Annotated in this window: 23 protein-coding genes; 10 read left to right on the forward strand and 13 right to left on the reverse strand. The window is 70.2% G+C overall.

The genetic code is table 11. The features are described from left to right. Positions 1 to 4 precede the first annotated feature (4 nt). Positions 5 to 934 carry an MBL fold metallo-hydrolase gene (locus ACIGXO_RS27560; RefSeq protein WP_399792099.1) on the forward strand — a complete coding sequence of 310 codons (930 nt, stop codon included), beginning with the start codon at positions 5 to 7 and terminating at the stop codon, positions 932 to 934. A gap of 110 nt (positions 935 to 1,044) precedes the next feature. Here ACIGXO_RS27560 and ACIGXO_RS27565 read toward each other — a convergent pair whose 3' ends face one another. Both ACIGXO_RS27565 and ACIGXO_RS27570 read right to left on the reverse strand, forming a co-directional pair. Beyond that, positions 1,045 to 1,476: a nuclear transport factor 2 family protein gene (locus tag ACIGXO_RS27565; RefSeq protein WP_399792101.1), complete on the reverse strand. Its 432-nt coding sequence runs from the start codon at positions 1,474 to 1,476 to the stop codon at positions 1,045 to 1,047. A gap of 78 nt (positions 1,477 to 1,554) precedes the next feature. After that, the gene (locus ACIGXO_RS27570; protein ID WP_399792103.1) at positions 1,555 to 2,289 is read right to left on the reverse strand and encodes a BTAD domain-containing putative transcriptional regulator; all 735 of its coding nucleotides are present in this window, start codon (positions 2,287 to 2,289) and stop codon (positions 1,555 to 1,557) included. 515 nt (positions 2,290 to 2,804) lie between these two features. On the opposite strand from ACIGXO_RS27570, the gene ACIGXO_RS27575 reads away from it, so the two are divergent. Then, positions 2,805 to 3,467, forward strand: coding sequence for a response regulator transcription factor (locus tag ACIGXO_RS27575; protein WP_399792105.1), 663 nt, complete (start codon positions 2,805 to 2,807; stop codon positions 3,465 to 3,467). A 63-nt stretch (positions 3,468 to 3,530) separates the two neighbouring features. Here the strand turns inward: ACIGXO_RS27575 and ACIGXO_RS27580 are convergent, their stop codons facing one another. Genes ACIGXO_RS27580 through ACIGXO_RS27595 form a run of 4 tightly spaced genes read right to left on the reverse strand, consistent with a single transcriptional unit; the run spans position 3,531 to position 7,913 of the window. After that, positions 3,531 to 4,139: an NADPH-dependent FMN reductase gene (locus tag ACIGXO_RS27580; RefSeq protein WP_399792107.1), complete on the reverse strand. Its 609-nt coding sequence runs from the start codon at positions 4,137 to 4,139 to the stop codon at positions 3,531 to 3,533. Further along, positions 4,136 to 5,293, reverse strand: a complete 1,158-nt coding sequence (locus ACIGXO_RS27585; RefSeq protein ID WP_399792109.1) for an acyl-CoA dehydrogenase family protein — start codon at positions 5,291 to 5,293, stop codon at positions 4,136 to 4,138. Before ACIGXO_RS27585 ends, ACIGXO_RS27580 begins: the two co-directional genes overlap by 4 nt. Beyond that, the gene (gene ccrA, locus ACIGXO_RS27590; protein WP_399792111.1) at positions 5,290 to 6,708 is read right to left on the reverse strand and encodes a crotonyl-CoA carboxylase/reductase; all 1,419 of its coding nucleotides are present in this window, start codon (positions 6,706 to 6,708) and stop codon (positions 5,290 to 5,292) included. The genes ACIGXO_RS27585 and ccrA overlap by 4 nt, the downstream gene beginning before the upstream one ends. Positions 6,709 to 6,716: 8 nt before the next feature. Continuing rightward, positions 6,717 to 7,913 carry a cytochrome P450 gene (locus tag ACIGXO_RS27595; RefSeq protein WP_399792113.1) on the reverse strand — a complete coding sequence of 399 codons (1,197 nt, stop codon included), beginning with the start codon at positions 7,911 to 7,913 and terminating at the stop codon, positions 6,717 to 6,719. 247 nt (positions 7,914 to 8,160) lie between these two features. Here ACIGXO_RS27595 and ACIGXO_RS27600 point away from each other — a divergent pair, with 247 nt between their 5' ends. Further along, on the forward strand, positions 8,161 to 9,333 hold the full coding sequence (locus tag ACIGXO_RS27600; RefSeq protein WP_399792115.1) for an FAD-dependent monooxygenase: 1,173 nt from the start codon (positions 8,161 to 8,163) through the stop codon (positions 9,331 to 9,333). 145 nt (positions 9,334 to 9,478) lie between these two features. After that, on the forward strand, positions 9,479 to 10,627 hold the full coding sequence (locus ACIGXO_RS27605) for an epoxide hydrolase family protein (protein WP_399792117.1): 1,149 nt from the start codon (positions 9,479 to 9,481) through the stop codon (positions 10,625 to 10,627). Between the two features lie 87 nt (positions 10,628 to 10,714). Here the strand turns inward: ACIGXO_RS27605 and ACIGXO_RS27610 are convergent, their stop codons facing one another. Beyond that, a complete protein-coding gene (locus ACIGXO_RS27610; protein ID WP_399792119.1) occupies positions 10,715 to 12,199 on the reverse strand; it encodes an MFS transporter in 1,485 nt (494 codons plus the stop codon). Positions 12,200 to 12,356: 157 nt separating this feature from the next. Between ACIGXO_RS27610 and ACIGXO_RS27615 the strand changes: the two genes are divergently transcribed. Together ACIGXO_RS27615 and ACIGXO_RS27620 are read left to right on the forward strand one after the other, a co-directional pair. Then, entirely contained in the window at positions 12,357 to 13,325 is a 969-nt protein-coding gene (locus ACIGXO_RS27615) for a helix-turn-helix transcriptional regulator (RefSeq protein WP_399792121.1), read from the forward strand. Between the two features lie 121 nt (positions 13,326 to 13,446). Further along, positions 13,447 to 14,559 carry a winged helix DNA-binding domain-containing protein gene (locus ACIGXO_RS27620; protein ID WP_399792123.1) on the forward strand — a complete coding sequence of 371 codons (1,113 nt, stop codon included), beginning with the start codon at positions 13,447 to 13,449 and terminating at the stop codon, positions 14,557 to 14,559. 50 nt (positions 14,560 to 14,609) lie between these two features. Here ACIGXO_RS27620 and ACIGXO_RS27625 read toward each other — a convergent pair whose 3' ends face one another. The 4 genes from ACIGXO_RS27625 to ACIGXO_RS27640 form a co-directional block, all read right to left on the reverse strand. Further along, the gene (locus ACIGXO_RS27625; RefSeq protein ID WP_399792125.1) at positions 14,610 to 16,616 is read right to left on the reverse strand and encodes an esterase-like activity of phytase family protein; all 2,007 of its coding nucleotides are present in this window, start codon (positions 16,614 to 16,616) and stop codon (positions 14,610 to 14,612) included. Then, positions 16,613 to 17,083, reverse strand: coding sequence for a hypothetical protein (locus ACIGXO_RS27630; protein WP_399792127.1), 471 nt, complete (start codon positions 17,081 to 17,083; stop codon positions 16,613 to 16,615). The genes ACIGXO_RS27625 and ACIGXO_RS27630 overlap by 4 nt, the downstream gene beginning before the upstream one ends. A gap of 266 nt (positions 17,084 to 17,349) precedes the next feature. Next, positions 17,350 to 17,814, reverse strand: a complete 465-nt coding sequence (locus tag ACIGXO_RS27635) for a hypothetical protein (RefSeq protein ID WP_399792129.1) — start codon at positions 17,812 to 17,814, stop codon at positions 17,350 to 17,352. A 121-nt stretch (positions 17,815 to 17,935) separates the two neighbouring features. Continuing rightward, a complete protein-coding gene (locus ACIGXO_RS27640; RefSeq protein WP_399792131.1) occupies positions 17,936 to 18,889 on the reverse strand; it encodes a LysR family transcriptional regulator in 954 nt (317 codons plus the stop codon). Positions 18,890 to 19,073: 184 nt separating this feature from the next. Between ACIGXO_RS27640 and ACIGXO_RS27645 the strand changes: the two genes are divergently transcribed. The 4 genes from ACIGXO_RS27645 (at position 19,074) to ACIGXO_RS27660 (ending at position 23,761) form a co-directional block, all read left to right on the forward strand. Next, positions 19,074 to 20,195: a PrpF domain-containing protein gene (locus tag ACIGXO_RS27645; protein ID WP_399792133.1), complete on the forward strand. Its 1,122-nt coding sequence runs from the start codon at positions 19,074 to 19,076 to the stop codon at positions 20,193 to 20,195. 125 nt (positions 20,196 to 20,320) lie between these two features. After that, positions 20,321 to 21,574 (forward strand): SLC13 family permease, encoded by a 1,254-nt coding sequence (locus ACIGXO_RS27650; RefSeq protein WP_399792135.1) that lies wholly within the window; start codon positions 20,321 to 20,323, stop codon positions 21,572 to 21,574. Positions 21,575 to 21,956: 382 nt separating this feature from the next. Continuing rightward, positions 21,957 to 22,556: a hypothetical protein gene (locus tag ACIGXO_RS27655; RefSeq protein ID WP_399792175.1), complete on the forward strand. Its 600-nt coding sequence runs from the start codon at positions 21,957 to 21,959 to the stop codon at positions 22,554 to 22,556. A 398-nt stretch (positions 22,557 to 22,954) separates the two neighbouring features. Further along, positions 22,955 to 23,761: a hypothetical protein gene (locus ACIGXO_RS27660; RefSeq protein WP_399792137.1), complete on the forward strand. Its 807-nt coding sequence runs from the start codon at positions 22,955 to 22,957 to the stop codon at positions 23,759 to 23,761. A gap of 21 nt (positions 23,762 to 23,782) precedes the next feature. On the opposite strand, the gene ACIGXO_RS27665 is transcribed toward ACIGXO_RS27660, so the two are convergent. Then, a complete protein-coding gene (locus ACIGXO_RS27665; protein ID WP_399792139.1) occupies positions 23,783 to 23,920 on the reverse strand; it encodes a hypothetical protein in 138 nt (45 codons plus the stop codon). A gap of 193 nt (positions 23,921 to 24,113) precedes the next feature. Then, positions 24,114 to 25,025: GAF domain-containing protein (locus tag ACIGXO_RS27670; RefSeq protein ID WP_399792141.1), on the reverse strand; the 912-nt coding region annotated here is incomplete at its 5' end.

The raw sequence follows: 25,025 nt of genomic DNA on the forward strand, positions 1-25,025 counted from the left end.
CCCGATGAGTACGGCAGCCCCACCGCGCGGAGTCGGCGCCGGCCGGCTGACGGCCGTCTGCGACGACGTGTACTCCTACGTGCAGCCGGACGGCAGCTGGTGTCTGAACAACGCGGGCCTGGTCGTGGGCGGTGACACCGCCGTGCTGGTGGACACCGTCGCGACCCGGCCGCGTGCCGAGCGGCTGCGCGCCGAGGTCGCGAAGGTCGTCCCGGGCGGCCCCGGCCTGGTCGTGAACACCCACTTCCACGGTGACCACCACTTCGGGAACAGCCTGTTCACCCCGCGGGCGACGGTCGTCGCCCACGAGCTGGCCCGCACCGAGATCCTGCGCGCGGGACTGGGCCTGACCCAGCTGTGGCCGGACGTGGACTGGGGTGACATCGAACTGGCGCCGCCCACGCTGACCTTCCGCGACTCTCTCCGGCTGCACCTCGGCGACCTCACGGCTGAACTCAGGCACCCGGGTCCCGCGCACACCACCAACGACACGATCGTGTGGATCCCCGAGCGCCAGGTGCTGTTCAGCGGTGACATCGTCATGGCCGGTGTCACGCCGTTCTGCCTGATGGGGTCGGTCGAGGGGTCCGTGCGGACCGTGCGCGAGCTGCGGTCGCTCGGCGCCACCACGATCGTGCCGGGGCACGGCCCGGTGAGCGGTCCCTCCGTACTCGACGACACGGAGGAGTACCTGCTGTGGATCCAGCGCATCGCGCGGGAGGGGTACGAAGCGGGCCGGACCGCACTGGAGACCGCGCGCCGGGCCGACCTCGGGGCCTTCGCCCGCTGGCTGGACCCCGAGCGGGTGGTCGGCAACGTGCACCGCGCCTATGCGGAGCTGGCCGGCGGCAGCGAGGGCGCGGACCTCGACATCCTGGTGCCCTTCCAGGAAATGGCCGCCTACCACGGCGGCATGCCCACCTGTCACGCCTGAGAGCCGGACCAGTAGTACGGCCCGCCGCGGTCCCGGGAAGTGCTCCCGGGGCCGCGGCGGGCCGTTGCGTTGTGTTGTATTGCGTTGCGTTGCGCGCGTGCCCCGCCGCGTCAGGCGGGTACGTCCTGCTTGACCAGCCGCTCCTGAATGAGCCACGCGTCGCCGTCGGCGACCAGGACGTCCTCGCAGGTGGTGCTGGACCGGACGGCGGCGCCTTCCTTGGTGATCTGGACGACGAGCGCGTAACTGCGCACGCGCACCGAGCCGTTCGCCGGAGAGATCGCGGACATGCCCAGCCAGTGGCGGCGCATGATGCCCTGCTCGGCCAGTTGCGCCACCGTGCGGCTCGCTCCGGCGACGATCTCCTCCCGCCCGCGCGCCGGCACCGGAATGCCGTCGACGGCGAAGGTGCCGTCGGGGGTGAAGTACGACGCCCATTCCTCGATGCGGCCGTCGTCGAGCAGTTGCATGTGCCGGGCGTAGAACTGCTGCACCGACGCCTGGAGCTGGGCGTCGACGGCGGTCAGGGATTCCGTGGTCATGCCGGCCGTACTCCTCTGTGTCTGCTGTGTCCGCGGGAAGGCGGTGGACGGATGTCGTCGTGCTCCGACCAGCCTGGGCTAGGCGATTCGAGGCTCGTTCGAAGACGGCATGGGGAAGGGCGGCCGCTCCTCCCGGTCGTGCAGCACCACGTCCTGGATGATGCGCAGCAGTTCGCGGGACGGGGTCAGTCCGAGGTCCTGGGAGAGCACGCGCCGGGTCCTGGCGTACGCCTGCATGGCGTCGTGCCGGCGGCCGACCCGGGCGAGCGAGAAGATCAGCAGGCTGTGGTACCACTCGTTGTAGGGGTGTTCCACGACCAGCGAACGCAGTTCCTCGACGAGGTGGTGGACGCGGCCCAGTTGCAGGTCCGCTTCGATGCGCAGGTTCAGGGCCCGTATGCGCTGCTCCTCCAGTGAGGCGAGGTAGCCCTCCAGGACGGGCCCGGTCTCGACGTTGGCCAGCGGCGATCCGGACCACAGGGCCAGCGCCTCGCGCAGTTTCACGGAGGCGGGCCCCGGCAGGTCGCGGTCCATCAGCGACTGGGCCTCCGCGGTGAGCCGCTGGAAATCGAAAAGGTCGATGCGCTCCTTGGCGCAGCGCAGTACATAGCCGGGGGCGCGGGTCGCGAGAAAGTCCTTGCCCGGCCCGGCGACCGCCTGATCGTCGACGAGCCGCCGCAATTGGTAGATGTACGTCTGGGCCGTCGTCGCCGCGCTGCGCGGAGGATTCTCGCCCCAGAGCTCCTCGACGATCGTGGGGAGCGGCACCACATGGTTCGCCCGGACCAGCAGCAGTGCGAGAGTTCTCAGCACCCGGGGTGCCGTAGGGGTGCAGCTTTCCTTGCCGTTCACCACTTCAAGGGGGCCGAGAATTTTGAAGCTCAGCACGGAGCAAACCGCCTTTCAAGCCCAATCAAGCCCGAACGAATTGGGCATGAATATAGGCGGGCCAGAAGGCCGCGAGCGACCGTACGGGACAAAGGAACAGGCGGTACGGGCTTTAGGGCGCGCCGACCGGCCCGCAGGGGTTCTCTTGCGAATCTTTCGATACGCTGGCGGATATCCGCCTCGGTGGCCCCACCGACGAGGCCCACCGTACGGCAAAGACAAACCATGGGTTGGGTAAAATCTTCCCCCATGGGGGGTCTACTCACCGTTGTCCCGGCCGCCTTCCGTTGCTAGCCTTTGGCCACGCACACGCAGCCGATGAGTGAATGTTCATTCGATTCGCCGAGATAGCGGGGCGCGGCTGCCTATGCCTAGGGGGAAAGCATGTCGACTATGCGGGAATTCTCGGTGGCGTGTTCTGTGCTCCCAGCCTGCACGGGGTGAGGCTCGTGACCACGGGGGGCGTCAGGGTTTTTCTGATCAGTGCACAGACTCTGTTCCTGGACGGTATCCGCCACCTTCTCGCGCAGGAGAGCGACCTGCACGTCGTGGGAGTCGCGGAGACCTGTGAAACCGCCCGGCAGCGCATCGCGGAATGCCGGCCGGAAGTGGCGGTGATCAGCGGTGGCGCGTGCGACGCGAACGGGGCTTTGATCGCCGAGCACATACTCAGCACGCCGTCCAAACCGCGCGTCGTCCTCATCGGCGCGGGTGATGAATCGTTCAACGTCATCGACGTGGTCCGGCTCGGCATCTCCGCCTATCTGCCGAGGCAGACCACGGGATTACAACTCAAGATGGCCATCCGGATGGCCGCCGGCACTTCGGGGCACGTCACCGTTTCACTGTCCCGGGAAGAGATAGAGCGGCTCGCCGAGGTCAACCGTCCCATGCTCTCGCACGTCGAATCCGAGATTCTCCTCATGGTCTCGACGGCGATGACGAACGGTCAGATCGCGCGCAAGCTCTCGCTGACCGAGGCCACGGTCAAGCGCCATATGCGGAACATCTTCCGGCGGCTGGGGGCGGTTTCCCGCATCGACGCGGTGAACAAGGCCCGCAAGGCCAATATCCTGCTGCCGGGAAAGCTGGAGCGGCTCTGAGGACCGGCGGTCGCCCGGGGACGAGGCGGCGGCCGGAACCGTACGCCGGTTCCGGCCGCCGCCCTACAGGACCTCTTCCAGGAACTCGACAGCGGCCGCGGCCGTTCCGTGGCCCCGCCGCAACAGATCGGCGAACGCGACCAGCTGGTGGCACAACTGCCGGGTGCGGGTGACGATTTCCGGGTTGCTGACGGCGTACCGCCCGTCCCGCAGCGCGAAGTCCTCCGTCCGCGTGGTCACCACCGAGGGCGTCGCCACGGCGTGCAGGCTGCGGGCCACCGTCCTGAGGTGCTCCAGCGGCTGCTCGCTCCCCCGCCGCCCGCCGTCCCCGCACAGCGCCACGGGCTTGTCGCCCACCTCCGTACGGCTCAGGTGGTCCAGGGCGCACTTCAGTACCCCGGAGAAGGAGTTGTGGTAAACGGGACTGGCCCACACGAAGGCGTCGGCCTCCCCCGCCGCCCGGACCAACTGCCGGGCGGACGCCCCCGCGCCGCTCAGCACACCGTCGCGCGGCGCGGGCTCGGTCCAGGGCAGGTCGTGGTGGCGGAGGTCGAAGACCTCGGTGTCGTGCCCCCATTCCGTGAGCGTCTCCGTGGCCAGGCCGGCCAGCGCGGCGGTCCGCGACGGGCTGCCGAGGCTCCCCTGTACGACCAGGATGCGCACGGCCCTCACCGCCTCTTCATGGCCGGCACCACGTACCGCGAGAACAGCAGGTCCCGGATGACGTCGTCGCCCCCCTCGACCAGCCCCACGTACCGCAGGTCGCGCACGAGCTTGCTGATGAGGTGCTCGTTGGTGTAGCCGAGTCCGCCGAACATCTCCGAACCCGTCGTGGCCACCGACCAGCCCGCCTGGCCGCAGTACATCTTGGCCGCCAGCGCCGTCCGCAGCGTCCCCGCGCGGTAGATCGACGCCGCGGGCACCGGGGACGCGAGGATGCCGTCGAACTCGGCGCCCGCCGCCCGGCACTGGTTGCGCATGACGTCGATCAGCATCTCGATCTGGCCCAGCTTGGCGATGAAGACGGAGTTGCTGACCAGCGGCACCCCCTTGACCCACTTGCCGGCCGCGTACTCCATCGACAGCTCCCGGATGCGCCGGGAGACGCCGATGGCGGTGGCGGCGATCAGGGTCCGGCTGGCGTTGAGCCCCGCTTCCAGGAGGCGCAGGCCGTTGCCGGAGAGCGCGTGGGACGCCGGCACCACGCAGTCGTGCAGCCGTACTTCGTACGTCCCCGAACCGCGCATCCCCAGCATGTCCCAGCGCCGGACGATCTCGATGCCCTCGGTGTCCCGCGGGACCAGGACCACCGAGAAGTCCGACTCGTCCGCGGCGGACCGCGCGGCCACCAGGAGGAAGTCCGCGGCGTCGGTGTTGGTGGAGAAGTACTTGTCGCCGGTGATGACGAGCGAATCGCCGGTGCGGGTGAACGACGTGGCGGTCCGGCCCAGTTCGCTGCCGGCCCCCTCCTCGCTGACGAGGATGCCGCAGAAGCCTCCCGTCCGTGCCATCTCCCCGAGGTACCGGGCGGCCAGCTGCCGCTCGCCGAAGAGGTGGAGCATGGTCGTGCCGAGAATGGAGAGGAAGGACGAGAAAGCGAAGCCGGCATCCCCGTAGGAAAGTTCGGAGACGATGTCGACGCTCTCCTCCAGCCCGACCCCCGCGCCACCGTATTCCGCGGGAATCCACCAGTTGGCGAGCCCGGCGGCATGCAGCTTTTCCGAGGCCGGGGTGGGCACGGACGGCCGGCTGTCGAAATAGGCTTCCTTCCCCAGGAGTTCCGCCTCGGTGAACTCCTTGACCCGTGCGAGGATGTCGGCCGTCATGGCGCCTCCCTGTCCCGGTGGTGTGCCGGGGACGTTAGGGCATCCCTTTCGAAAGCCGTTCGTGAATCGTTCGACCCGCGGAAGGTCATAATGGCGTCGAGGTGTTTCGCGCGGAATTCCGGATCGGTGACGCCGAGCCCCTCCTCCGGCGCCAGGACGAGCACGCCGACCTTGCCCTGGTGGACGTTGCGGTGCACGTCCAGCGCCGCCTGCCCGGTCTCCTCCAGCCGGTAGGTCCGCGACAGCGTCGGGTGGATCAGCCCCTTCGCGAGCAGCCGGTTGGCCTCCCAGGACTCGCGGTAGTTCGCGAAGTGCGAACCGATGATCCGCTTCAGGTTCATCCACAGGTACCGGTTGTCGTACTGGTGGAGGTAGCCCGACGTGGACGCGCACGAGACGACCGTGCCGCCGCGCCGCGCGACGTACACGGACGCGCCGAAGGTCTCGCGCCCGGGGTGCTCGAAGACGATGTCCGGGTCCTCGCCGCCCGTCAGTTCGCGGATTCGCGCCCCGAACCGCCGCCATTCCTTGGGGTCCTGCTCGTGCTCGTCCCGCCAGAACCGGTAGTCCTCGGCGCCGCGGTCGATGATCAGCTCCGCGCCCAGCCTGCGGCACAGCGCCGCCTTCTCCGGGCTCGACACGACACACACGGGGAGGGCGCCGCCGTTGAGCGCGTACTGCGTGGCGTACGAGCCGAGCCCGCCCGAAGCGCCCCAGATCAGCACCACGTCGCCCTGCTTCATGGCCGCTCCGTTGCGGGAGACCAGCTGCCGGTACGCGGTGGAGTTCACCAGCCCGGGAGCGGCCGCCTCCTCCCACGTGAGATGGGCCGGCTTCGGCATCAGCTGGTTCGCCTTGACCAGCGCGATCTCGCCCAGGCCGCCGAAGTTCGTCTCGTACCCCCAGATCCGCTGCTCCGGATCGAGCATGGCGTCGTCGTGCCCGTCCGGAGCCGTCAGCTCGACGCTGAGGCAGTGCGCGACGACTGCGTCGCCGGGCTTCCAGTGGTGCACGCCGGGGCCCGCCCGCAGCACCACACCGGACAGGTCGGACCCGACCACGTGGTACGGCAGGTCGTGCCGCGCCGCCAACGGCGAGGTCCGCCCGTAGCGCCGCAGGAACGTGAAGGTGGGCAGCGGCTCGAACAACGACGTCCACACGGTGTTGTAATTGATCGCGCTCGCCAGCACGGCGACCAGTACCTCGCCGGGCCCGAGCTCCGGCGTCGGCACCTCATCGACGTGCAGGGACTTGCGCGGGTCCTTCTCCCGGCTCGGCAGGCCCTCGAACATGCCGACCTCGTCGGCGTGCACGGTCACCCCCCGGTAGCTGCGGGGCACCGGCAGCCCGGCGAGCGCCTCCGGCTCCCCCGCGAGAACGGCCTGCTGGAGTGCGGCGGTACGGTCGCTCGCCATCGGTCCCCCTACCATTCCAGCGGCAGGCTGCCGAGCCGGTACACGAAGCCGCCGTCCCGGTGGTCGACGTCCGCCACCGGTACCGCGAGCCGCAGCTTCGGCAGCCGGTGCGCGAGGGCGGCGAACACCAGCCGCAGCTCCAGGCGGGCCAGGTCGGCCCCGAGGCACAGGTGCCGCCCGTAACCGAAGGCGAGGTGCTTGCGGTTGCCCGGGCGGAACGGGTCGAAGGCGTCCGGCTCGGGGAAGACGTCGGGGTCCCGGTTGGCCGACGCCGTGGACGGATAGACGCCGTCGCCGGCCCGGACAGCGCTGCCGCCGATCATCAGGTCGGCGGCGGCGACGCGCGCCGTGGCCAGGTCCGTGACGTTCAGGTAGCGCAGCAGCTCCTCGACGACCGGTTCGGCCAGTGCCGGGTCCGCACCGAGAGTTTCGTAGTGCTCGGGGTGCTGAAGCAGCGTCAGCACCCCCAGCGAGATCATGCTCGCCGTACTGTCATGGCCGCCGTTGAGCAGCAGCCGCGTGAGGTGGACCACCTCGGTGTGGGTCAGCTCGGGGTTCCGGGCGATGATGCGGCTGACCATGTCGTCACCGGGGTCGTCGTACTTCGCGGCGACGAAGTCGTCGAAGTACTGGTCGAGGAAGGCGATGGCCGACCGCCGTTCCTCGGGCGTCCGCGCGCCGTCGAACATGCCGCGCGTCGCCTCGTGCAGCGAGGCCCGGTCCGCGCTCGGGATCGCCAGCAGCTCGCCGATGACCGCCATGGTCAGCGGCAGCGCGAACGCGGACACGAGGTCGGCGGGCGGTCCCGCGGCGACGAAGGCGTCGAGGTGTTCGTCGACGAGCTTGCGGACCTGCGGCTCCATGGAGTGCACCCGCTGCAGGGTGAACTCCGCCTTGACCAGCTTGCGGAACGCGGTGTGCTCGGGCGGGTCCATGGTCAGCAGGGACCCGTTGGTGCGCATGGCGGGGGGTATCGGGATCGGCGACGGGTAGCCGGGATGCGTCCGGTCGTTGCTCAGCCGGCTGTCGGCGAGCGCGGAGCGCACGTCCTCGTACCTGGTCACGATCCACGCGCTGCCGCCGGCCGCCAGCGGCACCCGGGGCACTTCCCCCGTCTCGCGCAGCCGCGCGTACTCCTCCGGCACCGCGAACGGGCACCTGCGGGGGTAGGGGAATGCGGCGGCGTCGTTGTCGTTGCTGGTCACGATGGGCTCCTCGCGCTCGGAGCCTGTGTCATGACCCTGGTCGGATCAGCGCAGGCTCTCACCTCGTGCGGGCGGTGGACGGCCGGGCCGGAGCCCGGCCTGCCGCAGCGTGGCCCAGCCGCTTCGAGGCTCGTTCGAAGACCACGGCGACACGCCACGCGCCGCGCCTCTTGAACGGTTCACGAACCGCATTCGAAAGACCGGCCGTAGCCTCGGCGGCCCACACACTCCAACAGAGGTGACCAGAATGGCGCGCGCACTCATCATCGGCGGTGGCATCGCTGGCCCCGTGGCCGCAATGGCCCTGCAGAAAGCCGGTTTCGAGCCCACGGTCCACGAAGCGTTCGACCGCACCGCCGACGGCGTCGGTGCGTTCATGAACATCGCCCCGAACGGCCTCGACGCCTGCGACTGCGTCGACCTGGCCGACGTGGTGCGCAAGGCCGGTTTCGAGACCCCCGCGATGGCGTTCTACCGGCACGACGGACGGCGGCTGACCGGCGACATCGCCTTCAACCGCGTCTCGGGCACCGGCAACACGACGGTCCAGCGCTCGGACCTCTACGTCGCCCTCCGGGACGAGGCCGAACGCCGCGGCGTGCGCATCGAGTACGGCAAGCGCATCATCGACGCCCAGCGCACCGGCGACACGGTACGCGCCCGCTTCGCCGACGGGGACGAGGCCGAGGGCGAGGTCCTCATCGGCGCGGACGGCCTCCACTCACGGGTGCGGAACATCATCGACCCGGCGGCACCGGCCCCGCGCTACGTCGGCGTGCTCAACGCGTGGGGATGCGTGCCCGACTACCCGGTCGAGGAGGCGCCCGGCGTCATCCGCATGTTCTTCGGCAGGAAGTGCTTCTTCATGTACACCCAGGCGCCCGGCGGTGAGCTCCGCTGGTACGCCAACCCGCCGCGTCCGGAACGGCCGGACCCGGCCACCCTGCGCGGCGGCAACGCCTGGCGGGACGAGCTGGTGCGGCTCTTCGCGCGCGACAGGATGCCGGTCGCGGACATCATCAGGGCGACGCCGGACGTGCCGGCCCCCTTCCTCAACTGCGACCTGCCGACCGTGCCCCGCTGGCACCGCGACCGCATGATCGTCATCGGGGACGCGGCGCACGCGGCCTCGCCCACCTCCGGCTCGGGCGCCTCCATCGCGATGGAGGACGCGGTCGTCCTCGCGAAGTGTCTGCGGGACGGCGCGACGGTGGACGCGGCGTTCCGGACGTTCGAGGCGCAGCGCCGCACCCGGGTCGAGGCGGTGGTGGCGCAGGGCAAGCGCAACATCGAGGGCAACCTGAGCGGACCGGTGCGCAGCATGGTGCGCAACTACTTCATCGCCCGGACCTTCCGGAAGCCGCAGGCCGACGGCCGGAAGACCCTCTGGGTGCACAACCACCACATCGACTGGGGCTGAGGGCCGCTGTCCCGTCCCCGGCCGGGGACGGGACACCGCATCCAGGCCAAGGGCGACCGCCCCGTGTCACCCGAAAGTGTCCGAACCCGTCCCCTCACCGCGGCAGCGGACCCGGGCTGTCCTACAAGGGGCGGATGCTGGCCGTATGAGCACAGCAGTCCCCTTCCGCATCGATGTCCCCCAGTCCGACCTGGACGATCTGCGCGACCGGCTGGCCCGCACCCGATGGCCCGACGAACTTCCCGAAGCCGGCTGGTCGTACGGCGTCAGCAAGGACTACCTGGCCGATCTGGTCGAGCACTGGCGCACCGCGTACGACTGGCGCCGGCACGAAGCGCGGCTGAACCACTTCCCGCAGTTCACCACCGAGATCGACGGCCAGAACATCCACTTCCTGCACGTCCGTTCCCCGGAGCCGGACGCCACGCCGCTGGTCCTCACGCACGGCTGGCCCAGCACGGTCTACGACTTCGTGGACGTCCTGGGTCCGCTGACCGACCCGGCACGGCACGGCGGGGACCCCGCGGACGCGTTCCACGTGGTGGCGCCCTCGGTGCCCGGCTTCGCGTTCTCCGGGCCGACCCGGCAGCCCGGCTGGGGCGTGCGCCGCACGGCGCGGGCCTGGGCCGAGCTGATGCACCGGCTGGGGTACGAACGGTTCGGCGCCCAGGGCGGGGACTTCGGGAGCCTGGTCTCCACGGAGCTGGGCCGGATCGCCCCGGAGCGGGTCCTCGGCGTCCACGTCAACGCCCTGGTCAACGCCTCCACCACGCAGAGCCCCGACGAACTGGCCACGCTCGCGGAGGCGGACCGGGAGCAGGTGCGCCGGAACCAGGAGTGGTGGTACCGCCACTCCGGTTACGCGACGCAGATGAGCACGCGGCCGCAGACCCTGGCGTACGCGCTGAACGACTCACCGGCCGGGCAGCTCGCGTGGAACCTCGAATGGTTCGTGGACTGGGACCCCACCAGCACCAAGCAGAGCGCGATCGACCGCGACACCATCCTGACCAATGTGTCGGTCTTCTGGCTGACGGGGACCGCGGGGTCGGCCGCGCGGATCTACCGCGAGGCGGGGGCCGAGGCATGGGGCAGCCGGCCCGCGCCCGCGCCGGTCCCCACCGGTGTGGCCAACTTCGCCGGGGACCGTGCGATCCGCGCGCTGGCGGAGCGGTCCAACACGGTGACGCACTGGACGCGGCACGCCGGCGGCGGGCACTTCGCCTCGTTGCAGGCCCCCGACGACCTGGTGGCGGACGTCCGGACGTTCTTCCGCACGGTGCGGTCCGGGTGACCCGGCGCTGACACGCGTACCGCCGGCGGCGCGCGGCCACCGGCGGTACTCGTTTCCTTCCTCCTGTCTCGGTTCAGGCGCGGGTTCTCACGTCGTCGCCGCGTCCCCCTCCGCGCTCTGCGCCGACTTCTTGGCCGACCAGCTGTTCTTCGCGGCGGCGAGGGCCTCCGGGGAGACCGCGGGGACGGCGAGGCCCGCGAGGATGCCGATCACGGGGAAGACCGCCGCGATCAGGAAGGCGCGGTGGTACCCGGCGATGTCGGCGCCCGGGACGAGGCTGTGCGCGAAGCTCGCCACGACGGCGGCCATGATGCCGAGCCAGAGCGCGCCGCCGACCTGCCGGCTGGCGTTGAGCAGGCCGGAGACCAGTCCGGCCTGGGTGTACGGCACCTTCGCGGTACCGGCCATGGTGACGGTGGCCGACACCAGGCCCTGCCCCGCGCCGAACAGCACCGACGGGCCCAGCAGATCGCCCACGAACCCGCCGTCACCGGAGATCACCGACAGCCACAGCAGGCCCGCCAGCGACAGGACGCTGCCCGCGACGAGGACCGGCTTGGGGCCCAGCTTCGTGATCAGCCTCGGGGCGACGCCGCGGGCGACCACGACGATGGCCAGCGACAGCGGGAGGTACGCCAGTCCCGTGGTGAGCGAGTCGTATCCGTAGACGAACTGCATCAGCAGCGTGAAGAGGAACAGCACGCCCACCAGCGCGGCGCTGGTGGTGAAGGAGACGATGTTCGCGGCGGAGACCGACCGGTTGCGGAAGATGCTCAGCGGCACCAGCGGCTGCCGGGCGAACTTGGCCTCGTTGAGGACGAAGAACACGAGCAGCGCCACGCCGGCCAGCAGCGAGACGACGGTCGTGGCCGCGCCCCAGCCGTCGTCGTTGGCCGACACGATGCCGTACACGACGGCCATCAGACCGCCGGTGACGGCCACGGCACCGATCGTGTCGATCCGGCGGTCCGCCTGGTCGTTGCGCGACTCCGGGACGGCCGTCAGGACCAGCACCATCAGCACGACACCGATCGGGCCGTTCACCAGGAAGATCCAGCGCCAGGAGAGCCACTCCGTGACCACGCCGCCGAGCAGCGCGCCGACGGCCCCGCCGCCGGCCGCCACCGCGCTCCAGGTACCGAACGCCTTGGCCTTGCCCGCCGGGTCCGTGAACGAGGTGAACAGCACGGTCAGCGTGGCCGGGGCGAGCACCGCGCCGCCGAGGCCCTGCAGGGCACGGGCGATCAGCAGCGTCGCCGGGTCGAAGGCCAGGCCCGCGACCAGGCTGGCGAGCGTGAACAGGGCGAGCCCGATGGCGAACACCCGCCGCCGCCCGAAGAGGTCGGCGAGCCTGCCGCCGAGCAGCAGGAAGCCCGCGAAGACGACCGTGTAGGCATTGATCACCCATTGCAGGGTGCTGGGTGCGAAGCCCAGCGAGTCCTGGATCGGGCGCAGTGCCACGTTCACGATCGACGCGTCGAGCACGACCATGAACTGCCCCGTGCAGCAGGCGACCAGGATCAGACCCAGCCGCGAACCGGTCCTCCCGGCCGAATTCTCGATCACTGTCATGCGATGAGCTCACTCCTCATCTCTGTCGTCTCCTCGACGACGGCCTGCCTCGGCCGGCTCCACGGCCGGCCGGTGCCGCACACGGCGTGTGCATACTCGGCACAGTAGGACCCATGTAGGACAGGTACGGTCCGCCTTTCGCGCTACTGTCGGATCCATGCGAGAGACCTCGTCACGGCTGCTCCGGCTGCTCTCCCTGCTGCAGGCGCGGCGCGAATGGACCGGCGCCGAGCTGGCGGCGCGGCTCGACGTCACCACGCGCACGCTGCGCCGCGACGTCGAGCGGCTGCGGGAGCTGGGTTATCCGGTCAACGCCAGGCTCGGCGTCGGCGGCGGGTACCAGCTCGGCGCGGGGGCGGAGATGCCGCCGCTGCTGCTGGACGACGACGAGACCCTGGCGGTGGCGTTCGGCCTGCAGTCCGGCGCGATCGGGCCGGTGATCGGGATCGCCGAGCCCGCGCTGCGGGCGCTGACCAAGCTGCGGCAGGTGATGCCGTCCCGGCTGCGCATCCGGTGCGACGCACTCCAGGTGGAGGTCGTGGAGCGGCCGCAGGCCGCGTCCGCGGTCGAGGCGTCCGTACTGGCCGCGATCGCCTCGGCGTGTCACGGGCGGGAGCGGCTGCGCTTCGACTACTCGGCCCGGGACGGCGCCGCGAGCCGGCGCGAGGTCGAACCGCACCGGCTGGTCCGCGCCGACACCCGGTGGTACCTGGTGGCCTGGGACGTGGGGCGCGACGCCTGGCGGTCGTTCCGGGTGGACCGGATGACACTGAAGACGCCCACCGGGCCACGCTTCACACCGCGCGAACTGCCGGACGGCGGCGCGACCACGTTCGTGACGAAGGGCATCACGAACGCGTTCACGCAGGTACAGGCACGGGTGCGACTGCACGTACCGGTCGAGCAGGCGGCGCGCCGGGTACCCGCCCAGTGGGGAACGGTGGAGGCCGACGAGAGCGACCGCTGCGTGGTCGCCCTCCGCGGCGAGTCACTGTCGGCGATCGCCCAGTGGCTCGCCTCTTTCGACGCCGACTTCACGGTCCTCGACCCGCCCGAACTCCGCGACGCCTGCCGCCGCTTCGCGGAACACCACAGGGTGCTGGCGGCGCGGTATGGGGATGCGTGACCCCCATCAGGCTGAGCGTTGTGCTGACGTACGTACACCGAATGACCTGCGACATCACGATGATGATCATGACGAGGGGGACACCTTGACGGAAACGGCTGGGACGGCAGGTACGGCGGGGATGACAGGGACCGCAGGAGCGGGCGGCGGCAGTCGGCTCACGGAGCGGGCGCTGAACAGGGCCACGCTGGCCCGGCAGCATCTGCTGGCACCCAGCGGCCTGACGGCGCTCGACATGATCGAGCACCTGGTGGGCATGCAGGCGCAGGCCCCGTATCCGCCGTACGTCGGGCTGTGGACGCGGCTGAGGACCTTCCGGCACGAAGATCTGGCACGGCTGCTCGAGGACCGCTCGGTCACCCGGATCCTCCTGCAGCGCGGCACGGTTCACCTGGTGAGCGCGGCGGACTGCCTGGCGCTGCGGCCCGTCGTGCAGCGTGTGATCGACCGGATGTACGTGACGGCGAAGGCGACGGCCGCCGCGGGCGACCCCGAGGTGATCGCCCGGCACGCCGAGGAACTGCTTGCCACACAGGGGCCGTTGACGCCGAAGGAGCTGGGGGACGCGCTGGCGGAGCGGCTGCCCGGCGGGCCGCCGCGGGTGCTGGCGGACGTGGCACGGGCCCGGCTGGCGCTCGTGCAGCTGCCGCCCCGCGCGGTGTGGGGCGTGGGCGGCGTGACGCGGTACGACACCGCCGAGTCCTGGCTCGGCGCGCCGTTGCGGGCCGCGGACATGCCGACGGTGATCCGTCGTTACCTGGCCGCGTTCGGGCCCGCGACCGTCGCCGACGTGCAGACGTGGTGCGGGCTGACCAGGCTGCGCGAGGTGACGGACGGCATGACCGGGCTGCGGCGGCTGCGCGGCGCGAACGGTGCCGAACTCCTCGACGTGCCCGACGCACCGCTGCCCGATCCCGACACCCCGGCGCCGCCGCGGTTCCTGCCGGACTTCGACAACGTCGTACTCTCGCACGCCGACCGCACCCGCATCGTCCCCGAGCAGCACCGCAAGCGGCTGGTCACCCGCAACGGCATCGTGCCCGCCACCATCCTCGTCGACGGCATGGTGGCCGGCACCTGGCGCGCCGACGACGGGCTCCTCACCATCACCCCCTTCGCACCCCTCCCCCCGACAACCGAAACCCAACTCCACGACACCGGCCTCCGCCTGGCCCGCTTCCTCACCCCACCCAACACCGACGTCAAGGTCCGCTTCGACAACCCAACCGACTGACGCCGGCAGCGCCGCGCGTACCGCTCGGCTCGTCACCGCGTCACCGCGCGTCACCGGTCCAAGCGCACACTCAAGGCGTAAACACGTGTGATCTGCTCACTGCTCCCGTTGTCGTCCGAGACCAGATACAACGGGCGACGTCCCTTGTCCGGGCCCGTGGTCCAGGGCTCGCCGAGAGCCATGCCTTCCACGTTCTGCAGCAGCGGGTTGAGCTGCTTGTTCCTGGTGGGGACGACGCCTGCGTCGCCCGCTGGGCAGTCGGCGAGATCCACCAGCAGACGGCTCTGGAGGAAGACGTCGGACGGCTGGTCGTACAGCGCCGTGTTCTCGTCCACGCTCGCGGCGCCCTGGAGCGGCACCTCGTAGATCCGGATGGTGTTGCCGATGCCGGCCACGTACTGCCGCTCCAGCGCCAGCAGCCGGTCGTCCCCGGCGGTGGCCAGTTCCGCGACGTACATGCCCTCACCGGTCTTGTACGCGTACTGCCGGTCGAGCTCGTAGGCTCCGCCGGGTGTGCCGCGATATCGCTGGATACGGAGCAGGTTACGGCCCCGGGCATCGCCGTCCGTGGCGAGCGGGCCTTCCATCGCGGCGTACAGGTAACGTCCGTCCGCGGACGCCGCGAGCGACTCCAGAGTACGACCGGCCTGCGCGTCCCCCTTCGGCCGAGCGCGGAGCTGCGGGGGAATCGGCAGGTCCTTGCCCACCTGCTTGCCCGTGGTCATGCTGAAGCGCCGGATGGCCGGGCCCGTCTCGGACGCGACCAGTACCGTCCTGTCCCCCGTCTTGTCTCCCTTGCCGCTGCGCTCGACGACCAGGCCCTCGCCGTCGAACCACTGCGACGGAGCGGTGCCCCTGCTCGGCGTACGCAACGTCTTGGCCCGCTGCACCTGTGGTGCGAGCTTCGTCGCCGCGCCGAGCCGCAGCGGGAAGATGCGCCCCGGGTGGTTGTCCGTGAGCGCCCAGGCATCCGTGGGGCCGGTGAGCGCGAGCGCTGAGAGCCCCTCCACCTTCTCGCCCGATACCTGCTGTTTATCGAGTGCGTCGGAGTAACTGAGCAGTTTCGCGCGGGCAGAACACACGCCTCCAGCGGGCCGGGGGTTGCGCTCCTGCCACCAGTCGGCCACGCGTGGGACGACGGTGAGCCCGGCGATCACGCCCAGGGCCAGCGCACCCGCTGTGACCATCCACAGCCGCCTCCTGCTGTACGGGGAGGCCGGTGGGGCCGGCTCCTGTGCCTGTGGCGGCGGGGCCACCGCCAGGTTCCGTACGAACGGCAGTGTGCCCACACCGCCGTCGTCCCGGACCCGCGGCTCCTGCTGCTGGGGCAGCTTCCGCCGCGCCATACGTTCGCGAACTGCCTCGAAGACCCCGTGCAGCGTCAGCATCTCGGGCCCCTTCGGCACGCCCTCGCGCAGCACGCCGACGAGCTCCTCCGTGAACACCGTGCAGCGCTTGGGATCTGGAGCGAGCGATTTACGCGTTCCGGACGAGGACGTCATCACATACGCGCCGCTCATGCCTTCCAGCGCCTTCCCCGAGGCGCGTGCGCCCTGGTCGGCGGCGTCGGCGGCGGACATTTCCCCTTGGAGGAACCGGCCGCTGTAGCAGCAGTCGAGCAGCAGGACGCGGCGCTCGGCAGCGCTGTCGCGGATGGCCCGCCGGATATAGGAATCAGGGACGGAGGTCTCCGGCGCGTCCATGACCGAGTCGGGCAGGGTCAGATACAGATGTTCCTCGTCCTCCCAGTCCAGCAGGCCGTGTCCCGCGTAGTAGACGATCAGCGTGTCCGTGGCGAGCTCAGCCGCCGCGCGGATCGAGCCCACCAGCTCCGCGGCCGACCGAGGATTGGGCACTGTTTTGATGCGGTTCTCAGGAATGCCGAGGATTCCCTCGTCGGCCAGCACAGCCTCGAGTTCGGTGAGGTTGCGCCGCACGCTGCGCAGCGGTTCCAGTTCTGTGTAGGCATCGACACCGATCAGCACACACGCCGAACGCGCCGGGTCGATCCGCCCCAGGTGTCCGGGAGAGCCGGATGGCGTACCGGGCGAGGTCATCGCTCTTCCCCCGAAGCCGCGCCGGCGCCTTCTCCGCCTTCCTGATCCTCGCCATCCCCCAAGTCCTCATCGTTCTCGTCGGGCAACACAGTGACACCTGGGACATCCCGACGGACCACCTCGAGATCGCCAGAGCTGGCGCCACGGACACGAATGACGATCTCCGACTGTGGCCTGCGAGCCTGGCGCCACGCGTCGTACGACATGAGCAACTGGACCAGCGAAACGACCGTCGACACCGAGGCAAGGATGACCTCGACGCCGCTCCCCATCTCACCGGGTCGCGCGGCATCATCCACCTCAACCGTGGCACTGTGCTCCTGCCGCCGTCGCGCATCGAGCAGCCATCTATGCAGTAGACGCAGTTCGTTCCGCTCGTTCTGCTCGTTCCGCTCGCTCCCGCCACCGGTCTCGTCAGGGCCACCGCGCTCCCGGCCGGAGTCCTTCTGCTCGAACGCGACCTTCATCAACATCCCCCATGGAAGTCACTCACGCACGGCTCTGTGGCACTGGCACCCTCTACAACATCTTTCCCCAGCGCGAAAGTTACGCACCCGCCCCTCGCCGAACTACAGCGCCAGAAACACCATCCGCACCCGTCAGTTGGAGATCGTGCAGCGACAGCCCGGCCCGCATCAAGACTTGCGCAGAGCCAGCGATGCCGCTCCCGGCAGCGGGAGGCTGGACCAGACCGTTTCCTCGTCAGTGCACCGGCGACGCGCTTTCCTCTTGCCTACCCCCGCACCCGCCGGATCTCGTAGCCGTAATGCTTGTCCGGGTTCACGTCGAAGTACATCTGCGGGCTGTCGCCGGCCTGCTGGACTTCGAGCAGGGCCACCTCTGTGCCGGCCGAGAACGACTCTGCGGCATCGAAGTGCAGCGCGATGGACCCGGTCCGGCGATCACCGTCCCTCATGTCCCACGTGCCCCTCCCGGAGAGCTTTCCCTTTCCGGGCGGAAGATCCATGGCACCGTCATCGACCGCGCTGCGGGGGACGCTCGTCATCTCGAATGTCCCCTCTTTGTGGAACTCCACCCGAGCGCCGCCCTCCCCCCTCCACGTACCGACGATCTGCGCGGAGTCGAGCGTGGCATCACTGGCCTGGCAGCTGTCCAGTGTGAAAAGTCCGAGAACGGTCAGCACCGGTACCGCCATAGCGACCAGGCATCCGCTCAGGATTTGTGTCACCAGCTTCACTTGCAGATCATCTCCTGCCGGCGCACGCACGTCGACCGACCCGGAAGCCGACGGTGTACCCACCCGCCTGTTGGGGGCGGCGTCGAGGTTCTCGCCGGCCTGGCTGGCTGTGGACCCCCACTCACCCCCGTCGAACAGCCCCCAACTGGGCCCGATGCAACCCCGAGGACGCGAACCGCTGCGCCACCACGCGCAGTACACGGTCCATCGCCTGGGCGGGCGGCGTGGTGGGCCGGGCCTGGGCGTGAGCGAGGAGGATGCGGCGGGTGGGGGCCGGTACGTCGGAGGCGAAGGGGAGCAGGCGGACGTCGCTGCGGCGGCTGGTGAGAGCGAGTCGGGGTGCGAGCGCGATGCCCAGTCCTGCGGCCACCATGGCCTGCGCCTCCTGGTAGTCGTGCGAGGCGTAGGCGATGCGCGGCTCGAACCCGGCCTGGCGGCAGCTGCGGCGCAGTACGTCGGCGACAGGGTGGTTGTCGGCCCGGATGATCCATTCCTGGTCGGCGAGGTCGCTCAGGCGCACGGAAGGGTGGGCGCGCAGGGGTGAGTCCGCCGGGACGACCAGCACCGTGGGGTCGTCGAGCAGGTGGGTAAGGGCGAGTGCCGGGTCCTCGATGCGGTTCCAGCCGTAATCCCACAGCAGTGCCTGCTCCACCTCGCCGGTATGCAGCATCTCGCGCAGCTCGGCCAGGACCCCCGCACGCACCTCGATACGGACCCCTTCGTGACGGCGACGGAAGCGCGTGAGAGCGAGCGGCAGGAGCGAAGCGCTCGCGGTGGGGAACGAACCGAGCCGCAGTGTGCCCTGGTCGAGATCGGCGAAGGATTCCAGGTCGGCCTGGGCCGCGCGCAGCTCGCGGCGGATCGCCTGTCCGCGTTCGGCCAGCGCGGCGCCGGCCGGGGTGGGACGGATGCCGCGGGGCAGCCGCTCCATCAGCGGCTGTCCGGCCTCGCGCTCCAGCAGCGACATCTGCTGGGAGGCCGCGGAGGTGGTCATGCCCAGCGCCTCCGCCGCGGCGGTGAGTGAGCCACGTTCGGCGGCCTCGGTGAGCAGCAGGAGATGGCGCACGTTCAGCATGGCGCTGAGTTTAGCTCAGCTAAACCCGGGTGAAGTTGACTGCCATTGTGCGCAAGTCACACCTCTGCGAAGGTCTTCGCATTCGCCGGAGCGGTTCAGGTTCACCTGCTGGCAATACGCCCGTAACCGCTCTCCGGCCCCTCCCGCCCCTCCCCCTCCGCGTTGATCGAGAAAGAGCTCAGACGTGCACATTCCCGCGACCCTGGTCCGCGGTGGCACCAGCAAGTGCTGGCTGTTCCACCAGGTCCACGTCCCCACCGAACTCGGCGCACTGGAGAAACTGCTGGTCGCCGCCTACGGTGCCACCGACCCGGTGGAACTCGACGGGGTCGGCGGCGCCACTCCCACCACTTCCAAGGCCGCGATCGTCAGCGCCTCGCCCGAGCCCGGCACGGACATCGACTACCTCTTCGCCCAGGTCGGCATCGGAACCGGCGCGGTGGAGTGGACGAGCAACTGCGGCAACTGCGCCACCGGCGTCGCCCTGTACGCCGTCGCGAAGGGCCTGGTGCCGATCACCGGGGACCGGACGCGTGTGGTGATGCGCAACATGAACACCGGCGCGGTGCTCGAAGGGCTCGTGGACACCACCGGTGGCGTGGCGCACGACTTCGGCGACCAGACCGTACCGGGCACCCGGGCCGGCGGCGTCGCGGTCGGGCTCACCTTCCGCGACCCGGCGGGCCGCACCACCGGTTCCCTGCTGCCCACCGGGCTGGCCGTGCAGGAGCTACGGGTCGGTGCCGCGGATCCGATGCTGGTGAGCATGGTGGACGCCGGGGCACCGGTCGTCCTCGTCGATGCGACGAGTGCCGCACGCACCGGTGCCGAGCCCCTGGACCGGATGCGTGCGGACGCACCGTGGCTGCGCACCGTCCGCCACGCCGCCGCACCGCTGATGGGCCTGCTCAAACCGGGCGAGGAGCCTGGTGACGCGGTCCCCAAGGTGGGGCTGGTCGGCCGCCCCGTCCCGTACACCACAACGCTCGGCGAACGCGTCGCAGCCCAGGACTACGACGTCTCCGTACGCATGCTCACCATGAACGCCCCGCACCCCGCGATCGGCCTGACCTCCGCCGTCGCGGTCGCGGCCGCGGGTCTGCTGGAGGACTCCGTGGTCTCCCGGGCCGCGGGCGGCCCGACCGATGAGTGGCTTCGCCTGGGCACCCCGGCCGGTGTGATCGCGGTCCGCTGTTCGGACCTGCGCGACGGCCTGCCTGGCCGGGTCACCGTACAGCGGGCGGCACGGCTGCTCGCCGATGCCCGTATCTACGTACCGGAACCAGGCCGGCCACAAGCAGCCTGAACCGGAACGACCTCCACCTGAACCGGAGCGACTTCCACTCCCGGGACCTGTTCACACTCTCCGCCCCGGGGTAACCTCGCGCCCTCGGGGCGCGCCATCCTGTCCCCACCGCACCAAGGACAAAGATGTCTACTGAAGTGATCTCCATAGGCGCGCTGCTGGTGATGTTCGTGGTCGGCACCATTCTGCCGATCAACCTGGGCATTCTCGCCTTCGTCGCCACCTTCGCCATCGGCACCGTCTCGCTCGGCCTCACCGAGGACGAGATCTTCGAGGGCTTCCCGGTGGACCTCTTCGTGACCATCGTCGGGGTCACGTACCTCTTCTCCGTCGCTCGCCGCAACGGCACGATCGACTGGCTCGTCGCGGCCGGAGTACGGCTGGTGCGCGGCAAAGTAGCACTCATCCCCTGGGTACTGTTCCTGGTCGCCGCGACGCTCACGGCATTCGGCACCTTCACTCCCGCCGCCGTCGCGATCCTCGTCCCCATCGCCATGAACTTCGCCCACCGCTACAAGATCAACCCACTGGTGGCCGGCATGATGGTGATCAGCGGCGGGCACGCGGGCGCGTTCTCCCCCCTCGCCGTCTCCGGCGCCCTCGTACTGGGCCTGGTCGACGACACCACGCTGCACATCTCGCCCGTAACACTGTTCACCGCCAGCTTCGTCATCAACCTGCTGCTGTCTCTCCTCACCTACGTGTTCCTCGCCAAGCGCCCCGCCCCGCTGGCGGACACGGCACACGAGACGGCCGACGACGAGAGCCCCGCCACGTCCGGCAGACCGGACTGGCGTCAGTGGCTCACCCTCGCCTGCCTGCTCGCGCTGGTGGTCGGCGCGCTCGGCTTCCGGCTGGAGATCGGCTTCCTGGCCCTGGTGGCCGGCGCCCTGCTGGCCCTGGTGGACATGGAACGGCAGGAGAAGGCCGTGGACGGCATCAGCTGGTCCACGCTGCTGCTGGTCGCGGGCATGATGACCTACATCGCCATGCTGGAGAAGGCCGGCATCATCGAGGACATCTCCCACCACGCCGCCGGTCTCGGTGCACCGCTCCTCGTGGCCCTGGTGTTGTGTTTCACCGTAGCCATCACCTCGGCCTTCGCCTCCTCCACCGCAATCCTCACCGCGATCATCCCCCTCGCCGTACCACTGCTGCTCTCCAGCCACCTCAACGCCGCCGGCCTCATCGCGGCCCTCGCCGTCTCCACCACGATCGTCGACACGTCCCCGTTCTCCACCAACGGCGCCCTGGTCCTCAGCAACGCCCGCGGCATCGACACCCGCCGCTTCTACCGCCAGATCATCAGCTACACCGGCGGCATCGTCGCCCTCGGCCCCGTCGTCGCGTGGGGCGCCCTGGTCCTCCCCTGGTCATAACGTCGGCGACGCCGCTCACCTCCTTGATGAGGTACGGAACAAGCAGCGCAAGGACGCGGTACTGCTGAAGACTTCGATTCCGTAGTCGCGGACGCCGTCGTACAGTGCACCGGCTGACTGCAGCACGCAACGGCACGCCCCGGCTTCGGAGTCACCGGCGTCCACTCCTGAAATCCCGGGCAGGACAACCGGGATGCCCCCTACCGGCGCGCGGGGGCAGGCCGGCCAGGGAGGCGTCGCGGTCGACGTCGGTCACTAGTCAGGCATCCCGGTGGCCAGTATGACAAAACGCAGGTCACCGGGGCCGACCACAGTGATCGCCAACCGGATCTCTGGTTATGATCATGCCAACTGATCATAACTAACGGGGAGATCGAACATGCTGAAGCGCAAGACGTTGTGGCTCCGCGCGGCTGCGCCCGTTGCTGTTCTGGCGCTGACGCTGACCGCATGCGGCGGGTCGGGCGGCGGGGACAGCAAGGGTGACGCCAAGGGCGGCACCAGCAAGCTCCAGGAAGACAAGGCCGAGAGCCGGGAGCTGGCGACCGGCGAGAGCGCCACCAGCAAGTTCAAGGAGGACGACGGCGAGATCACGTACTCCGTCCTCGCGCAGAAGATCGACGTGGGTACCGAGGCGGACACCAAGAAGATGGTCGACGACCCGGCAAAGGCCAAGGGGTTCGTCCCCGCGGTGGCCCACCTGCGGTACACGAACAAGGGCGGCGGCACCGTCGCCTCGTACCCGAGCGTCGGTGACAACGTCGAGATCTACGCCGACGGCCAGCGCGGAACCATCCTGATCGGTGCGGCGGACGACGCGCCCGGCTGCGAGTCGGACAGCGACATCGAAAACTGGAAGAAGGGCCAGAGCCACGTGCTCTGCGAGACCTACATGGTCCCGAAGGACGCGAAGGAACTCTCCGTCCGCTGGTCGGCCGAGGACGACGGCGAGCCGTACAGCTGGACGTTCAAGAACTCCTAATCCGTTAGTAAGGACGTTCCGACGGAGCGGGTGCGCCAAGCCGCATCGCAGTGGCCGGCACAGGCGGCCTGAGCGTGTTGTCCGGCGGATCATTGCCACAGCTGCTGGTGGGCTTTGGGACATGATCCGCCGGACTCGGCCGTCATCCCGGGTCCCGGGAGTGCATCAGGCGAGTTCGGCGAGTAGCCAGTAGCTCCAGACGCCCCTGCCCACCGCCCTCGACCTCACCCTCGCCCTCACCTCACCTCACCTCACCTCACCCGCCGAGCGGCGGCCACAACGCCACCCACAACGCAACCACTCAATACCGCTCGGCCCAGGTCGGCGCTGGTCCGTTGCTGTGAAAGGGTGGCCGGACGGCGGAACGTGCAAGGTTTGCCCGCCGGGGAAGGGGAACCGTGAGCACTGGCCAGGTCCGCACCATGGTGAGCTTGATGGCTCAGGGAGCGCCGGTCGAGGTCACCAACAGCTGGGCGACCGTGAGCAAGTTGGCGCGCTTGGCGCACCTCGGCGAGCAGTTCGGCTACCAATACGCGGACGCCCGGTATGTGAACCGTGGCACCCAACTCCTTTTGCTGCCCGATCCGCAGCCGCAGGCGTACCAGCGCGCCCAGCATGCCTGGGCTCAGTTCCCGCAGGCCGCCACCGGTGGCCCGGTGCCGCCGCTGCCCACGCACGCCCCCGAACTCCTCAAAGCCCAGATCAACTTCGATCTGACGGGGCGGCACAACGAGAAGCGTCGCATCCTTGCCGTCATCCCGATCACGGTGATCGTACTGATCCAGCTGATGCGGGACGGCGGCGACTCGGCAGTGTTCTGGATACCGTTCTGGGCCCTGGCGATGTGCCTGGCAGTGGGCATGGTCTTCTACAGCCGCAAACGGCACACCACGCACGAAGCACAGTTGCAGCAGGCCGGTTATGTGCAGGTCCCCGACCCGACGGGCCGAGTGCACTACGTCCCGGCGGGCAGCTCCCTCGCGGCCCAGGGCACCCCGGCCGGCGGCCCTCAGCCCGGCCCGTACCCCGGCCCCGGCCAGATCCCGCCGCAACAGCATCCCTACGCCCAGCCGTCGTACCCACAGCAGGCGCAGGCCCCGTACCAGCAGCAGCCGTACGGGCAGCAGTCCCACGCCCCGTACCAGCAACCCCAGGCCCCGCAACAGCCGTACGGGCAGCAGCCGCAGCCCCCGCAGCAGTTCTGAGCGCGGGCGGCCGCCACCAGGTCAGCCGGTGGCGGCCGCCCGGCCGACCGGTTCGATCGCGCGGGCGTCCACCGGGCGGGACCCGTCGAAGGCGGTGCGTGGACAGTCGTCAACGCGCAGGCCGTCCTGGTGCTCGCCGGCCACCTCCAGCCCGCCCAACTCAGTCCCCGCGGACCACGTAGTTCGGCGACCGCCGGCTTTCGAGGTGCTTCTCCATGCGGGCGGCGATCTTGTTCAGGAGGTTGGCCCGCGCGGTGGTGGGCGTACGGCCCCGTTTACCGGCCGCGGCGTGCGCGGCGTCCAGGGCGAGGTCGCCTTGGCCGGTGCGATCCAGTCGCCGTTGGGCCGGCTGTCAGGCACGCAGTGCCGTGCGCAGGCGCCCGGCGGCGATTCCGCGGCGGACGTCGTGCGTGCCGAGCACGTCCAGGGCGTGTTCGTGCACCTCGGCGTCGTACGGTGCGTACTCGCCAAAACGCAGCGCGTGTTCGGGGTGGGTGCTGGCCAGGACGGCCTCGCGGACGGCGACCTCGAGGTGCTCGCGCCAGGCCACGATGCCCGGGGCTTCGGAGTCGGGCAGCAGCGGGCCGCGGTAGTGGCGTACGGCGGTCTCGGTGTCCCCGCGCTCCAGCGCCCGCAACACCTCCACCGCGTCGCAGGTGACGGCGGTGGTCAGGGCGTACTTGCGGGTGGCGACCGCGCCGCCGAGGGCGCGCCGCAGGTGGGAGACCTCCGCCTTGAACGTGGAGGTGGTGACCGGCCGGTCGCCGTAGAGGGCCTGGCGCAGCCGGTCGGGGGTGTAGCCGTCGGGCTCCAGCGCGAGCAGGGTGAGGATCTCCAGCTGGCGGGGGCGCAGCCGCAGGAGTGTGCCGTCCCGTCGGACCTCGTCGCTGCCCAGGCAGGACAGCCGCACCGGCGCGGCGGGGCCGGCCTGCCGGGGCAGGGCGTCGGGGGCGGTGCGCAGGCCGGCCTCGATGCCGGCCGCCAGGGTCCGCACGGTGGACATGGCCAGCGGGTGCGAGCGGTCCCAGGTGGTGGACAGGTCCAGTACGCCCAGGATGCGGCCGTCGGGGGCGTGGATCGGGGCGCAGTAGCAGACCCAGCCGTGCAGGGCCGCGACCAGGTGTTCGGCGGAGAAGACGGTGGCCGGGCGGCCGGTGCGCAGGGCGAGGGAGAGGGCGTTGGTGCCCATGGCCGGCTCGTCCCAGCGGCCGCCGGGGGCGAAGTTGACGCGCTCGGCCCGGCGCCGCATGACGCGGCCGCCGCA

This window comes from Streptomyces sp. NPDC053542 (genome assembly GCF_044544685.1).
Lineage (GTDB): Bacteria > Actinomycetota > Actinomycetes > Streptomycetales > Streptomycetaceae > Streptomyces.

What these genes read in the sequence shown, in the direction of transcription:
- ACIGXO_RS27560 (WP_399792099.1), top strand. Translation starts at nt 5, where the DNA reads ATGAGTACGGCAGCCCCACCGCGCGGAGTCGGCGCCGGCCGGCTGACG.
- ACIGXO_RS27565 (WP_399792101.1), bottom strand. Translation starts at nt 1,476, where the DNA reads ATGACCACGGAATCCCTGACCGCCGTCGACGCCCAGCTCCAGGCGTCG.
- ACIGXO_RS27585 (WP_399792109.1), bottom strand. Translation starts at nt 5,293, where the DNA reads ATGACGGCCGACATCCTCGCACGGGTCAAGGAGTTCACCGAGGCGGAA.
- ccrA (WP_399792111.1), bottom strand. Translation starts at nt 6,708, where the DNA reads ATGGCGAGCGACCGTACCGCCGCACTCCAGCAGGCCGTTCTCGCGGGG.
- ACIGXO_RS27600 (WP_399792115.1), top strand. Translation starts at nt 8,161, where the DNA reads ATGGCGCGCGCACTCATCATCGGCGGTGGCATCGCTGGCCCCGTGGCC.
- ACIGXO_RS27605 (WP_399792117.1), top strand. Translation starts at nt 9,479, where the DNA reads ATGAGCACAGCAGTCCCCTTCCGCATCGATGTCCCCCAGTCCGACCTG.
- ACIGXO_RS27610 (WP_399792119.1), bottom strand. Translation starts at nt 12,199, where the DNA reads ATGACAGTGATCGAGAATTCGGCCGGGAGGACCGGTTCGCGGCTGGGT.
- ACIGXO_RS27615 (WP_399792121.1), top strand. Translation starts at nt 12,357, where the DNA reads ATGCGAGAGACCTCGTCACGGCTGCTCCGGCTGCTCTCCCTGCTGCAG.
- ACIGXO_RS27620 (WP_399792123.1), top strand. Translation starts at nt 13,447, where the DNA reads ATGACAGGGACCGCAGGAGCGGGCGGCGGCAGTCGGCTCACGGAGCGG.
- ACIGXO_RS27625 (WP_399792125.1), bottom strand. Translation starts at nt 16,616, where the DNA reads ATGACCTCGCCCGGTACGCCATCCGGCTCTCCCGGACACCTGGGGCGG.
- ACIGXO_RS27630 (WP_399792127.1), bottom strand. Translation starts at nt 17,083, where the DNA reads ATGAAGGTCGCGTTCGAGCAGAAGGACTCCGGCCGGGAGCGCGGTGGC.
- ACIGXO_RS27640 (WP_399792131.1), bottom strand. Translation starts at nt 18,889, where the DNA reads ATGCTGAACGTGCGCCATCTCCTGCTGCTCACCGAGGCCGCCGAACGT.
- ACIGXO_RS27650 (WP_399792135.1), top strand. Translation starts at nt 20,321, where the DNA reads ATGTCTACTGAAGTGATCTCCATAGGCGCGCTGCTGGTGATGTTCGTG.